The sequence below is a fragment of the Pseudomonas sp. 21 genome, from assembly GCF_000955805.1.
Lineage (GTDB): Bacteria > Pseudomonadota > Gammaproteobacteria > Pseudomonadales > Pseudomonadaceae > Pseudomonas.
Genome location: NZ_JYOA01000005.1, coordinates 533,984 through 547,735 on the forward strand (window position 1 = coordinate 533,984; position 13,752 = coordinate 547,735).

General features: G+C 67.0%; 12 protein-coding genes. 4 read left to right on the top strand and 8 right to left on the bottom strand.

Annotated elements, in window-relative coordinates; translation table 11 throughout:
* Nucleotides 1-35: 35 nt before the first annotated feature.
* The 6 genes from mazG to UB43_RS15285 all read right to left on the bottom strand — a co-directional run bounded on the left by mazG (nt 36) and on the right by UB43_RS15285 (nt 7,648).
* Nucleotides 36-869, bottom strand: a complete 834-nt coding sequence (gene mazG, locus UB43_RS15260) for a nucleoside triphosphate pyrophosphohydrolase (protein WP_045212418.1) — start codon at nt 867-869, stop codon at nt 36-38.
* Nucleotides 862-3,120, bottom strand: a complete 2,259-nt coding sequence (relA, locus tag UB43_RS15265; RefSeq protein ID WP_045212420.1) for a GTP diphosphokinase — start codon at nt 3,118-3,120, stop codon at nt 862-864. The genes mazG and relA overlap by 8 nt, the downstream gene beginning before the upstream one ends.
* 89 nt (nt 3,121-3,209) lie before the next feature.
* Entirely contained in the window at nt 3,210-4,580 is a 1,371-nt protein-coding gene (gene rlmD, locus UB43_RS15270) for a 23S rRNA (uracil(1939)-C(5))-methyltransferase RlmD (protein ID WP_045212422.1), read from the bottom strand.
* A gap of 1 nt (nt 4,581) precedes the next feature.
* Nucleotides 4,582-5,481 carry a cysteine synthase CysM gene (gene cysM / locus UB43_RS15275; RefSeq protein WP_045212424.1) on the bottom strand — a complete coding sequence of 300 codons (900 nt, stop codon included), beginning with the start codon at nt 5,479-5,481 and terminating at the stop codon, nt 4,582-4,584.
* Nucleotides 5,482-5,583: 102 nt separating this feature from the next.
* Nucleotides 5,584-6,930, bottom strand: coding sequence for a sensor histidine kinase (locus UB43_RS15280; protein ID WP_045212426.1), 1,347 nt, complete (start codon nt 6,928-6,930; stop codon nt 5,584-5,586).
* Between the two features lies 1 nt (nt 6,931).
* Nucleotides 6,932-7,648, bottom strand: a complete 717-nt coding sequence (locus UB43_RS15285; RefSeq protein WP_045212428.1) for a response regulator transcription factor — start codon at nt 7,646-7,648, stop codon at nt 6,932-6,934.
* A 127-nt stretch (nt 7,649-7,775) separates the two neighbouring features.
* Here UB43_RS15285 and UB43_RS15290 point away from each other — a divergent pair, with 127 nt between their 5' ends.
* The 4 genes from UB43_RS15290 to UB43_RS15305 all read left to right on the top strand — a co-directional run bounded on the left by UB43_RS15290 (nt 7,776) and on the right by UB43_RS15305 (nt 12,451).
* The gene (locus UB43_RS15290) at nt 7,776-10,547 is read left to right on the top strand and encodes a response regulator (protein WP_045212430.1); all 2,772 of its coding nucleotides are present in this window, start codon (nt 7,776-7,778) and stop codon (nt 10,545-10,547) included.
* A 16-nt stretch (nt 10,548-10,563) separates the two neighbouring features.
* Nucleotides 10,564-11,553, top strand: a complete 990-nt coding sequence (locus UB43_RS15295) for a 2-hydroxyacid dehydrogenase (protein WP_045212432.1) — start codon at nt 10,564-10,566, stop codon at nt 11,551-11,553.
* Nucleotides 11,554-11,615: 62 nt separating this feature from the next.
* Nucleotides 11,616-12,056 (top strand): hypothetical protein, encoded by a 441-nt coding sequence (locus UB43_RS15300; RefSeq protein WP_045212435.1) that lies wholly within the window; start codon nt 11,616-11,618, stop codon nt 12,054-12,056.
* Complete coding sequence (locus UB43_RS15305; protein ID WP_045212437.1) at nt 12,053-12,451, top strand: META domain-containing protein; 399 nt, start codon at nt 12,053-12,055, stop codon at nt 12,449-12,451. The genes UB43_RS15300 and UB43_RS15305 overlap by 4 nt, the downstream gene beginning before the upstream one ends.
* A gap of 15 nt (nt 12,452-12,466) precedes the next feature.
* On the opposite strand, the gene dinB is transcribed toward UB43_RS15305, so the two are convergent.
* Both dinB and UB43_RS29925 read right to left on the bottom strand, forming a co-directional pair.
* A complete protein-coding gene (dinB, locus tag UB43_RS15310) occupies nt 12,467-13,582 on the bottom strand; it encodes a DNA polymerase IV (protein WP_256205165.1) in 1,116 nt (371 codons plus the stop codon).
* Nucleotides 13,542-13,752: hypothetical protein (locus UB43_RS29925; protein ID WP_218187698.1), on the bottom strand; the 211-nt coding region annotated here is incomplete at its 5' end. The genes dinB and UB43_RS29925, both read right to left, overlap by 41 nt.

The window sequence follows — 13,752 nt, forward strand, 5'->3', positions numbered from 1 at the left end:
GCTTTTCGTGGGCGCCAATTCAACGGTGGCAGCACTTATCCACAGCTGAGCGGGTTCTTCTCGTCGCGCTTGGCTGCGCCCCACAGCTCGTCCATCTCTTCCAGGTTGCTGTCTTCCAGGGTGCGCCCCTGGTCGCGCAACGCCGTCTCGATGTAGCGGAAGCGGCGCTCGAACTTGGCATTGGCGGCACGCAGGGCGGTTTCCGGATCGACCTTGAGCTTGCGCGCCAGGTTGACCACCACGAACAGCAGGTCGCCGACTTCCTCGGCCTGGGCCTCGGTATCGCCGCCGGCCATGGCTTCGAGTACTTCGTCCAGCTCCTCGCGGACCTTGTCCACCACCGGCAGGGCGTCGGCCCAGTCGAAGCCGACCTGGGAGGCACGCTTCTGCAACTTGGCGGCGCGGCTGAGCGCCGGCAGGGCATTGGGTACATCGTCCAGCAGGGACAGCTGCACCGGCTCGGCGGCCTTGGCGGCGCGCTCTTCGGCCTTGAGCTCTTCCCAGCGCTGCTTGACCGCTGCTTCCGCCAGCTTCGCCGGGTCGGACTCACCGTACAGGTCGCCATCGGGGAACACGTGGGGGTGGCGGCGGATCAGCTTGGTGGTGATGCCATCGACCACCGCATCGAACTCGAAACGCCCTTCTTCCCGCGCCAGCTGCGCGTAGTAGACGACCTGGAAGAGCAGGTCGCCCAGCTCCTCGCGCAGGTGGTCGAAGTCACCGCGCTCGATGGCGTCGGCGACCTCGTAGGCTTCCTCGAGGGTGTACGGGACGATGGTCGCGTAGCTCTGCTTCAGGTCCCAGGGGCAACCGTGCTGCGGGTCGCGCAGCCGGGCCATCAGGTACAGCAGGTCGTCGAGCTTATGCATCCTTGGCACCTGCACGATCACGCCGCGCCTCGATGATGTTGGGCAACTGCGAGATGCGCGCCAGTAGGCGGCCCAAGGAGTCGAGACCGGGGATCTCGATGGTCAGGCGCATGATCGCGGTGTTGTCTTCCTTGTCCGAACGGGTGTTCACCGCCAGCACGTTGATACGTTCGTTGAGCAGCATCTGCGAGACGTCGCGCAGCAGGCCGGAGCGGTCGTAGGCGCGGATGACGATATCCACTGGATAAGTGCTGACCGGCACCGGCCCCCAGCTGACCTGGATGATCCGCTCCGGCTCGCGCCCAGCCAGTTGCAGCGCGGTGGCGCAGTCCTGGCGGTGGATGGTGACGCCGCGACCGAGGGTGATGTAGCCGACGATCGGGTCGCCCGGCAGCGGCTGGCAGCAGCCGGCCATCTGCGTGAGCAGGTTGCCGACGCCCTGGATCTGGATGTCGCCCCGCTTGCCGTGGCCGATCTTGCTCGGCTTGCGCGGGATGAGTTCGAGCTGCTCGGTACCGCGCTCGGGCTCCACCAGCTGCTGCGCGTAGTTGACCACGTGGGCCAGGCGCAGGTCGCCGGCGCCAAGGGCGGCGAACAGGTCTTCGCCAGTCTTGTAGTTGGCCTTCTCGGCGAGCTTCTCGAAGTCCACCGGCGGCAGTGCCAGGCGGCCCAGCTCGCGCTCGAGCATGGCCTTGCCGGCGGCGACGTTCTGGTCGCGCGCCTGCAGCTTGAACCAGTGGACGATCTTCGCCCGCGCCCGCGACGTGGTGACGTAGCCCAGGTTCTGGTTCAGCCAGTCACGGCTCGGCCCGCTCTGCTTGCCGGTGATGATTTCCACCTGCTCGCCGGTCTGCAGGCTGTAGTTCAGCGGCACGATGCGGCCGTTGATCTTGGCGCCGCGGCAGTTGTGGCCAACCTCGGTGTGCACGCGGTAGGCGAAGTCCAGCGGCGTCGAGCCCTTGGGCAGGTCGATGGCATGGCCGTCGGGGGTGAAGACGTAGACCCGGTCGGGCTCGATATCCACCCGCAGCTGTTCGGCCAGGCCGCCGATGTCGCCCAGTTCCTCGTGCCACTCGAGCACCTGGCGCAGCCAGGAAATCTTCTCTTCGTAGTGGTTGGAGCTGGCCTTGACGTCAGTGCCCTTGTAGCGCCAGTGCGCGCAGACGCCGAGTTCGGCTTCCTCGTGCATGGCGTGGGTGCGGATCTGCACTTCCAGCACCTTGCCCTCGGGGCCGATCACCGCGGTGTGCAGCGAGCGATAGCCGTTTTCCTTGGGGTTGGCGATGTAGTCGTCGAATTCCTTGGGGATGTGCCGCCACAGGGTATGCACGATGCCCAGCGCGGTGTAGCAGTCGCGCATTTCCGGCACCAGCACGCGCACGGCGCGCACGTCGTAGATCTGGCTGAAGTCCAGGCCCTTGCGCTGCATCTTCCGCCAGATGGAATAGATGTGCTTGGCGCGGCCGGAGAGGTCCGCCTTGATGCCGGTGGCGGCCAGGGCGTCCTTGAGCTGCTGCATCACGGTGGCGATGTACTGCTCGCGGTCAAGCCGGCGCTCGTGCAGCAGCTTGGCGATCTGCTTGTACTGGTCAGGCTCGAGGTAGCGGAAGGACAGGTCCTCCAGCTCCCACTTGATGTGGCCGATGCCCAGGCGGTGCGCCAGCGGTGCGTAGATGTCGAACACCTCGCGGGCGACACGCATGCGCTTTTCTTCGTCGCCGTTCTTCACCGCGCGGATCGCGCAGGTGCGCTCGGCCAGCTTGATCAGCGCGACGCGCACGTCGTCGACCATCGCCACCAGCATCTTGCGCAGGTTCTCGATCTGCGCCTGGGTGCCGAGCACCAGGGATTGTCGTGGGCTGAGGCTGGCGCTGATCGCCGCCATGCGCAGCACGCCCTCGATCAGCTTGGCGACGACAGGGCCGAAGCGCTGCGCCACGTCCTCGAGCTTGACCTTGCCCTCGCGCACGCCGCGGTAGACCACCGCGGCGACCAGCGACTCCTGGTCGAGCTTGAGGTCCGCCAGGATCTCGGCGATCTCCAGGCCCGTCTGGAAGCTGGAAGTGCCGTCCGCCCAGGAGTTGTCAGCCGTGCTGACAGCCCTGTCTTCCACCTCGCGAGCGAACTCGCAGGCTTCCAGCAGGACCTTGCGATCCAGTACCGGGACCAGGGTCTGGACATGGTCCAGCCAGGCCTCGAGATTGATGCTGCCGTCCGTGTTGACCGGCTGGTGCGCTCTCACCTGTACCATCGTGTCTACCCTTCCCCACGGTGCGCCACAACACACCGCTCACTGCGCCGGCCTTTCTTGCTTGAGCCGGTCGGATTGCGCAGGCCGTCCTAGCCTGCCTCGAACAAAGCCATGGCCTCGACATGGGCCGTCTGCGGGAACATGTCGAGAATGCCGGCGCGCTTCAGACGATAGCCCTGTCGGGCCAGCTCGCCAGCGTCACGCGCCAGGGTCGCCGGGTTGCAGGACACATAGAGTACCCGCTCCGCGCCCAGTGAACGCATCTGCCGTGCCGGTTCGAAGGCTCCGTCACGCGGAGGGTCGAGCAGCACGGCGGTGAAATCCTCCGCCGCCCAGGGGGCGTCGGCAAGCGGTTTCGTCAGGTCCGCCTGATGGAACCGGGTATTGACCAGGCCATTGGCCCGGGCGTTGGCGGCGGCACGCTCGACCATGGTCTGCACGCCTTCCACGCCCACCACCTCGCGCACCTGGCGCGCCAGCGGCAGGGCGAAGTTGCCCAGGCCACAGAACAGGTCCAGCACGCGTTCGGCGCTACCGGGCTTCAGCCAGTCCAGCGCCTGGGCGACCATCGCCTCGTTCACCGGCTCGTTCACCTGGACGAAGTCACCGGGGCGGTAGGCCAGGGTCAGATTCCAGGCTTCGAGCCGGAAGCCGAGCTCGCGGTTCCCGCTGTTTTCTGCGCCATCGGAGCAAAGCGTCGGTTCGCCGTCACCCTGCAACCACAGCTGCACATCCCGTGCCGAACAGAATTCCAGCAGTCGCGCGCGATCGCTATCGGACAAAGGTTCGATATGCCGCAGCAGCAGCGCGCTGGAGGTACCGTGGAACAGCTCGACATGGCCGAGGCATTGCGGCTTGGCGAAGCCACGCAGCAGCTCCGGCAGTTCGCGGGCGAGGACCTGCAGCTCGGGCACCAGCACCAGGCAGTCGTCGAAGGCGACGATGGCCTGGCTGGCAGCTGCGCGGAAGCCGACATCCAGGCGCTTGGCCTTCACGTCCCAGCGCACGGCGAGGCGGGCGCGGCGGCGGTAGCCGAATTCCGGCCCGACCAGCGGTGCAGCCCACTCTTGAGGAACCAGGCCGGAGAAGCGCTCCAGTTGCTCCGCCAGGGTGCGCTGCTTGAGCGCCAGCTGATCGGCGTGGGACAGGTGCTGCAGGCTGCAACCGCCACAGGTGCCAGCCACCGGGCAAGGCTCGGCGCGGCGGTTGGCGGCGGCGGTGAGGATACGTTCGCTGCGCGCGTCGACGATCTGCGCACGGGCGGACAGCACGCGGGCTTCCACCGACTCGCCCGGCAGGGCGTTGTCGACGAACCAGGTGCGCCCATCGATGTGGGCAATGCCACGGCCGTCGTGGGCCAGGCGCTCGATGTTCAGGCGCTGCTTCTTGCCCACCGGTACCGCAGGGCTGCGCGCTCCGCCGCTGGGCTGGAAGCGCAGGCCGGATCTCTGCTTGGCCATGTCAGTTGGAGTCGAACACGCCCGAGGACAGGTAACGGTCGCCACGGTCGCAGATGATCGCCACCAGGGTCGCGTTTTCCAGTTCGCGCGACAGCCGCAGCATGGCCGCCACCGCACCACCGGAGGACACGCCACAGAAGATGCCCTCTTCACGGGCCAGGCGGCGCATCACGTCCTCGGCTTCGCTCTGCTGCATGTCGACGACGCGGTCGACGCGGGTGGCGTCGAAGATCTTCGGCAGGTATTCCTGCGGCCAGCGGCGGATACCGGGGATGGCCGAGCCTTCCATCGGCTGCAGGCCGACGATCTGCACGTTGGGGTTCTGCTCCTTGAGGTAGCGCGACACGCCCATGATGGTGCCGGTGGTGCCCATGGAGCTGACGAAATGGGTGATCTCACCGCCGGTCTGCTGCCAGATTTCCGGGCCGGTGGAATGGTAGTGGGCGATCGGGTTGTCGCCGTTGGCGAACTGGTCGAGCACCTTGCCCTGGCCTTCGCGCGCCATCTGGTCGGCGAGGTCGCGGGCGCCTTCCATGCCCTGCTCCTTGGTCACCAGGATCAGCTCGGCGCCGTAGGCGGTCATGGCGGCCTTGCGCTCGGCGGTGGAGTTGTCGGGCATGATCAGGATCATGCGGTAGCCCTTGATCGCCGCCGCCATCGCCAGGGCGATGCCGGTGTTGCCGGAAGTGGCCTCGATCAGCGTGTCGCCGGGCTTGATGTCGCCGCGCAGTTCGGCACGGGTGATCATCGACAGCGCCGGGCGATCCTTCACCGAACCCGCGGGGTTGTTACCCTCGAGTTTCACCAGCAGGGTGTTGGAAGTTTCCCCGGCCAGGCGCTGCAGGCGCACCAGCGGGGTATGGCCGACGCAATCGGCGATAGTCGGGTACTGCACGGTCATGGAAGCACTCGGATCTGGAACAGGGCGCCCTATGATACCGGCAAAAGCCGCCCCGCCATACGAATCTTCCTAACAAGCCGTGTACAGGGGCCGGTGTCCGCCTCAGGCCGCCGTTGCATCCGGCAGGCGCAGGTGCACGCGCAGCCCCGCCTCGGCGCAGTCCGCCCAGAGTTCGCCGCCCTGCATGTGCAGCGAACTGCGGGCGATGCTCAGGCCCAGGCCGAAGCCTTCGCCGGTACGGGCATCGGAGAGCCGGGTGAAGGGCAGGAAGATGCGCTCCAGGTCACTTTCCGCCACGCCGGGGCCATCGTCCTCCAGCCACAGGTGCCAACCACCGGACTCGCGCCGACCGCTCAGACGGATGCGACCGCTTTCCGGAGAATGGCGGATGGCGTTGCGCAGCAGGTTTTCCAGGGCCTGGGCCAGGCCGTTGAGATGGCCGCGCACGCGGCAGTCCGCCGGCACCTGATAAAGGAAGCGTTCGGTGCTCCAGCCCGCCTCGAAGCGTGCGTCGTCAACCAGCAGGTCCCACAGCGAACGCAGGTCGATCTCTTCCAGCTCCACGCGCGGGCGTTCGGTGTCCAGCCAGGCCAATTCCAGGGTGTCGGCGACCAGACGCTGCATCACCTCCACTTCCCGCTCGACACGCTGACGCAGCGCGGCTTCGCTGATCGGGCTGTCGCCGGCCACCCGCAAGCGGCTGAGCGGCGTGCGCAGTTCGTGGGACAGGTCGCGCAGCAACTGGCGCTGCAGGCCGACATGGCCACGCAGACGTTCGGCCATGTGGTCCAGCGCGCGCCCCAGCTCGCCGAGTTCGTCGCGGCGGGCGATCAGTTCCGGGCCGGCGACCGAGCCGAGGTTATCCGCCTGCAAGGCGTTGGCGTGTTCGCGCAGACGGCCGAGCGGGCGCACCAGTCGGCGATAGATCAGCCCGCAGAGCATCAGGGCCAGGATCGCCGGCACCAGCGCATGACTGATGGACTGGCGCAGGAAGGTCAGGCCGCCGGGCAGGTAGCGCTGCGGCAGTTGCACCACCAGCCGGCCAGCGCCCGGCTCGTCCGGGAAGGGAATGCCGATGTAGGGCAGGGTCACCGAGCGCGAGCTCACCGGCCAGTCCAGCCCGCGCTGGAAGGTCAGGTGCGCCACGTCCTCCATGGGCAGCGGCTGCGTGCCCAGCGACTGCAGACGTGCATCGACCACGACCATCCACACTGGCTCGCGCTGCTGCATCTGCGCCAGCCAGGCGTCGACGCCCGCCGCCCCGCCGGTACGCCAGGCTTGCTGGGCCTCGTCGGCATAGCCGGCGAGCACCTGCCGCGCCGCGTCGGACAAGAAGTAGCTGTCGCGCTCCATCTGCTTGCCCCAGTTCCAGGACAGCCAGATCACCGACAGGCACAGCACCACGAGGGCGACGGCGAGCTTCCAGAACAGTGAGTGGCGGCCCGGCATGTCAGTCCTCGGCCTCGGCGAACACGTAGCCCTTGCCCCAGACGGTGTGCAACTGGTGGCGAACGTAGCCGATAGCCTGCAGCTTGCGACGCAGGTGGCTGACGTGCATGTCCAGGCTGCGGTCGTGGGCGGTGAAGGCGCGGTGCAGCACGTGCTGATAAAGGAAGGGTTTGCTCAGGGTCTCGCCCTGGCTGCCGAGGAAGGTTTCCAGCAGGCGGTACTCGGTGCCGGTCAGCCCGGCCCACTGACCGTCGAGGCCGACGTCGTCCTTCTGCGGGTCCATTTGCAGCCCGGTCGGCGTAGGCAGGCTGTTCAGCGACTGGCTGCCACGCTCCAGCGCCACGCGGCGCAGCACTGCGTCCACGCGCACGCTCAGCTCGGCAAGGCTGAAAGGCTTGGGCAGGTAGTCGTCGGCGCCCTGGGAAAAGCCGGCAATGCGGTCCTGCTCGGCGCCCAGGGCCGACATCAGGATCACCGGCACCGCGCGCTCGCGGCGCAGGGTGCGGAGGATGTCCAGGCCACCGGTGCCCGGCAGCATGATGTCCATCAGCACCAGGTCGTAGTCGCCGCCGCGTGCCTCGGCCAGGCCTTCGTCGCCGTCCTGGCACCAGGTGACCGCGAAGCCGCGCTCACTCAAGTGGGCGGACAGGTGGGCGCCCAGGGTCGGGTCATCCTCGATGGTCAACAGACGCGGGCCGGGCGAAGCAATGGCATTCATATCAAATAAGAGTGATTAGCAATTGCGTGAAGTATTCACGATTCCGCGTCGTCTCGGCAAGGCAAAGGGCTTCCGACCCAGGTCCGAACCGCTACACTGCCGGGGATAAACGCATCGGAGGAAGCGCGTGTTCAAGGATCTCGGCATCAAGGGACGGGTACTGCTGCTCACCCTGCTGCCCACCAGCCTGCTGGCGCTGGTGCTGGGCGGCTATTTCACCTGGGTGCAGCTGGCGGACATGCACGCCCAGTTGATCGAGCGCGGGCAACTGATCGCCGAACAACTGGCGCCGCTGTCGGCCCCGGCCATGGCCCACCACAACAACGAGCTGCTCGAACGCATCGCCAACGAAGCGCTGGACCAGCCCGACGTTCGCGCCGTGACCTTCCTCGATCCGGACCGGGAAAGGCTCGTCCACGCCGGCCCCAGCATCCTCACCCCCATTCCTTCCGGCGACGGCTCGCACCTGAGCATGTCCAGCAACCTGGACACCACCCATTTCCTCCTGCCGGTGCTGGGCAAGCACCGCAGCCTGTCCGGCGACCCGGACGATGACGCCGAGAAGCTGCTGGGCTGGGTCGAGCTGGAACTGTCGCACCACGGCACCCTGCTGCGCGGCTACCGCAGCCTGTTCACCAGCCTGCTGCTGATCGGCGCCGGGCTCGCCGTCACCGCCCTCCTCGCCCTGCGCATGAGCCGCGCAATCAACGCGCCACTGGGGCAGATCGCCCAGGGCGTCGCCCAGCTCAAGGAGGGCCGCCTGGAAACCCGCCTGCCCGCGCTGGGCAGCCACGAACTGGACGAGCTGGCCGGCGGCATCAACCGCATGGCCGAGGCGCTGCAGAGCGCCCAGGAAGAGATGCAGCACAACATCGACCAGGCCACCGAGGACGTGCGGCAGAACCTGGAGACCATCGAGATCCAGAACATCGAGCTGGACCTGGCCCGCAAGGAGGCCCTGGAGGCGAGCCGGATCAAGTCCGAGTTCCTCGCCAACATGAGCCACGAGATCCGCACCCCGCTCAACGGCATCCTCGGATTCACCAATCTGCTGCAGAAGAGCGAGATGACCAGCCGCCAGCAGGACTACCTGGGCACCATCCACAAGTCGGCCGAAAGCCTGCTGGGGATCATCAACGAGATCCTCGACTTCTCGAAGATCGAGGCCGGCAAGCTGGTGCTGGAAAACATCCCGTTCAACCTGCGCGAGCTGATCCAGGACACCCTGACCATCCTCGCCCCCGCTGCCCACGAGAAGCACCTGGAGCTGGTCAGCCTGATCTACCGCGACACCCCGCTGCAGCTGGTGGGCGATCCGCAGCGGCTGAAGCAGGTGCTGACCAACCTGGTGAGCAACGCCATCAAGTTCACCCACGACGGCAGCATCGCCGTGCGCGCCATGCTCGAAGACGAGAGCGACGACCGCGCGCAGCTGCGCATCAGCGTGCAGGACACCGGCGTGGGCCTGACCGACGCCGACCTGCGCGCGCTGTTCCAGGCCTTCAGCCAGGCGGACAACTCCCTCTCGCGCCAGGCCGGCGGCACCGGCCTGGGGCTGGTCATTTCCAAGCGCCTGATCGAGCAGATGGGCGGCGAGATCGGCGTGGAAAGCAGCGCCGGTGATGGTTCGGAGTTCTGGATCAGCCTCAACCTGCCCAAGGCCCGCGACGACGGCGACGACCTGCCGCACGCACTGGCCGGAGGCCTGCGCGTGGCGCTGTACGAACCCCACGAACTGACCCGCACGGCGCTGCACCACCAACTGGAAGACTGCGGCCTGGAAGTCACCGAGTTCCCGGACCTCGTCACGCTGGAAAAGACCCTGCTGGCCGGGCCGTCGGACAAGGCGCCGATCACCCTGGCGCTGCTCGGCGTGACCGCCGCCGACCACCCGCCCGAGGCGCTGCGCCAGTCCATCCGCGAACTGGAACAGCACGGCTGCAAGAGCCTGGTGCTCTGCCCGACCATCGAACAGGCGCACTACAACGACGTGCTGCCCGACGCCCAGGTGCAGAGCAAGCCTGCCTGCACCCGCAAGCTGCAGCAGGCACTGAATGAATTGCTGCACCTGCGGCCGGCCCGCAAGGACAAGACCGCCAACGGCAAGTTGGAGCACACGCCACGCCTGCTCTGCGTCGACGACAACCCGGCCAACCTGCTGCTGGTGAAGACCCTGCTCACCGACATGGGCGCCGAGGTGACAGCCGTCGATAGCGGCCTCGCCGCCGTCGAGGCAGTGCAGCGCGAGCGTTTCGACCTGGTGTTCATGGACGTGCAGATGCCGGTCATGGACGGCCGCCAGGCCACCGAGGCGATCCGCCAGTGGGAAGGCGACCGCGAGGTCAGCCCGGTGCCGATCATCGCCCTCACTGCCCATGCCCTGGCCAACGAGAAGCGCGCCCTGCTGCAGGGCGGCATGGACGACTACCTGACCAAGCCGATCGACGAGCGCCAGCTGGTCCAGGTGATCCTCAAGTGGACCGGCCTGGCGCTGGGCGAGCCGCGCGACGAGCGTCCACGCCAGACCCAGTCCCCCCTGGACGGCCTCAGCGTGCTGGACCCGGAGGAAGGCCTGCGCCTGGCCGCCGGCAAGCAGGAACTGGCCGCCGACATGCTCGGCATGCTGCTCGCCTCGCTGTCCGCCGACCGCCAGGTGATCCGCCAGGCCCGCGAGCGCAACGACCGCAACACCCTGCTCGAACGCATCCACCGCCTGCACGGAGCCACCCGCTACTGCGGGGTACCGATGCTGCGCGCCGCCTGCCAGCGCGCCGAGACCCTGCTCAAGCAGAACGAACCGGACGCCCCCGCCGCGCTGGATGAGCTCGACATGGCCATGGCCGAACTGGCACAAGCGACCGAGGGCCACCTGGAAGCCGAGGCCGGCCAGCCGCACTGAGGACGGAATCCAAGCGATGCGCATCATCCTGTTCAGCAACCAGACCTACGACCGCGACAGCTTCCTCGCCGCCAACCACGGCCACGGCTTCGAACTGCACTTCCAGCAGACCCAGCTGCGCCTGGACACCGTCGCCCTGGCCATGGGCTTCGAGGTGGTCTGCCCCTTCGTCAACGACGACCTGTCGCGCCCGGTGCTGGAGCACCTGGCGGCCGGCGGCACGAAACTGATCGCCCTGCGCTCGGCCGGCTACAACCATGTCGACCTGGCCGCCGCCCACATGCTGGGGCTGGCCGTGGTGCGCGTACCGGCCTATTCACCCCACGCAGTGGCCGAACATGGCGTAGGACTGGTCCTGGCTCTGTGCCGACACCTGCACCGCGCCTACAACCGTACCCGCGAAGGCGATTTCTCCCTGCATGGCCTGACCGGCTTCGACCTGCACGGACGCACTGTCGGGATCATCGGCAGCGGGCAGATCGGCGAAGTCTTCGCCCGCATCATGAGCGGCTTCGGCTGCCACATCCTGGCCTACGACCCTTACCCCAACCACGCCATCGAAACCCTGGGCGGGCGCTTCGTCGAGCTGGACGAGCTGCTCGCGCAGTCCGACATCATCAGCCTGCACTGCCCGCTCAACGAGGCAACCCGACACCTGATCAACGCCGACAGCCTGGAACGCATGAAACGCGGCGCCATGCTGATCAACACCGGCCGCGGCGCGCTGGTGGATACCCCGGCGCTGATCGAGGCACTGAAAAGCGGCCAGCTTGGCTACCTGGGCCTGGACGTCTATGAAGAAGAAGCCGACATCTTCTTCGCCGACCGCTCCGACCAGCCACTGCAGGACGACGTACTGGCGCGCCTGCTGACCTTCCCCAACGTGATCATCACCGCGCACCAGGCCTTCCTGACCCGCGAGGCGCTGGCCGGAATCGCCCAGACCACCCTGGCCAACATCGCCGCCTGGCAGGCCGGCCATCCGGTCAACCTGGTGAAAAACTGAGCAGAAGGCGCTCGCATCCGCACGCCACGCGCCCTAGAATGCCGCGCTTTCCCGGAGGACCCATGGCCCAGCACGATTTCCGCTACACCCTGCTCAACCCGCAATTCACCCTCAACGAGTGCCGCGCACTGACTCCGGGCCGCTACCAGGTCACCGGCATCGGTGGCTCGATCAAGGCCGGCGACACAATGCTGGTCAGCCTCAAGGGCAGCAAAAGCCTGAGCATGACGCTGGAAGTGGAAAAGGTCCGCCACCTGATCAACCCGCCGGGGCAGTGGATGGCCGTGGCCAAGGGCCCGGTGTTCCGTGAACTGGGCATCCACGAGTGGAAGGTCAACTGCGACGGCTGCGAAGCTACACTGGACTTCGAATTCGCCGTCGATGCCACCCTCGGCAAGGCTGCCCAGCAGCCCGCCGCCGAGCAGCGCATCGCCGAACTCGGATGGGCCAAGGTCGGCAACCGCCACCTCTGCCCGGATTGCCAGAGCAAGGAGACTGCATGAAAGCCCTGATCGCCAGCGCCTGCACCGTGCTGGCCCTGACCGGTTGCGCCAGCAAGCCGGTTCCCGAAGCGGAGCAGACCTACCGTGTGGAATGGGTTGGTGAACACCCGCTGATCGACTACACGCACATCAGCCTGACCCTGGACGGCAACGGCCGCGCCTACGGCAGCGCCGGCTGCAACCACTGGTTCGCCAGCTACAAGCTCGAAGGCGACCAGTTGACCTTCGGCCAGCCCGGCGCCACCCGCAAGCTGTGCGCCGACCTGGTGATGGAGCAGGAACAGCAGTTCCTCAAGATGCTCGGCGAAGTGCAGCGCTGGGATATCACCGACGAAGGCGAGCTGCGCCTGTGGCCCGTCAGCGGCCGCGCCATGCGCCTGTGGCCGGAAGGCTGAGTCTTTCTGCCAGGGCTAGAACAGCGTGAGCTGTTCGTGGGCGCCGCGCAGATCGACCAGGCGCACGCCCACGCCGATCAGCCGCACCGCCTTGTTGCCGCGCAGGAAGGCCTGCCCCAGCAGTAGCCGGTAGCTTTCCAGGTCCCGCGCGGCGCCCGCCTGTTCCAGGGTGGTCTGGGTGAAGTCGTGGAACTTCAGCTTGATGAACGGCTTGCCCGGTCGATAGCTGGTGTCCAGGCGCGTCATGCGCCGTTCCAGCTCACCCAGCAACGACGGCAATTCCTCCTGGCAGGCCGCCAGGTCCGGCAGGTCCTGGTCGAAGGTGTTCTCCACGCTGATCGACTGGCGGCGGCTATCCACCTGTACCGGACGGTCATCGACGCCCCGCGACAAGCCCCAGAGCCGTTCGCCGAAACTACCGAACTCCTTGGCCAGCTGGATGCGCGACCAGTCGCGCAGGTCCGCGCAGGTGCGAATCCCCAGGCGCGCCAGCTTCTCCGCGGTGACCTTGCCCACGCCATGCAGCTTCTTTACCGGCAGTTCGGCAACGAAACCGTCCACCTCGTCGGGCGTGACCACGAACAGGCCGTTGGGCTTGCGCCAGTCACTGGCAATCTTGGCGATGAACTTGTTCGGCGCCACCCCGGCGGACACCGTGATGTGCAGGGTTTCCCACACGCGCTGGCGAATCTCCTGGGCGATCCGCGTGGCGCTGCCGCCGCAGCGCTCGCTGTCGCTGACGTCGAGGTAAGCCTCGTCCAGGGACAGCGGTTCGATCTGGTCGGTGTAGTCGCGGAAGATCGCGTGGATGTCCCGCGAAGTCTCGCGATAGACGTCCATGCGCGGGCGCACGATGGTGAGGTCAGGGCACAGCTTCACTGCCGTGCGCATGGCCATGGCCGAATGCAGCCCGTAGGCGCGCGCCTCGTAGTTGCAGGTCGCGACCACCCCACGCTTGTCCGGCGATCCGCCCACGGCCAGCGGCTTGCCCGCCAGGCTGGGGTCGTCGCGCATCTCGATGGCGGCATAGAAGCAGTCGCAATCGATGTGGATGATCTTTCTCTGCCGAGTCACGAAGAAGGCGCCTGCATCACCATTGGAAGCCGCCCGAAAAGGCGGGGGAAAACCCATCCATGGTAATGCAAAACACCGCCGCTTCGGTTATCCACAGCCAGGAAAATCCTGCCCCCGAACCACCGCCCGGCTGCCCTTCTCCGCAGCTAAATATTTGATAGAAAATCACTTTTTCCCGTTTTTCGTTGACACGCAGGCCCAACGGCGTAGAATGGCCGGCGCGGGAT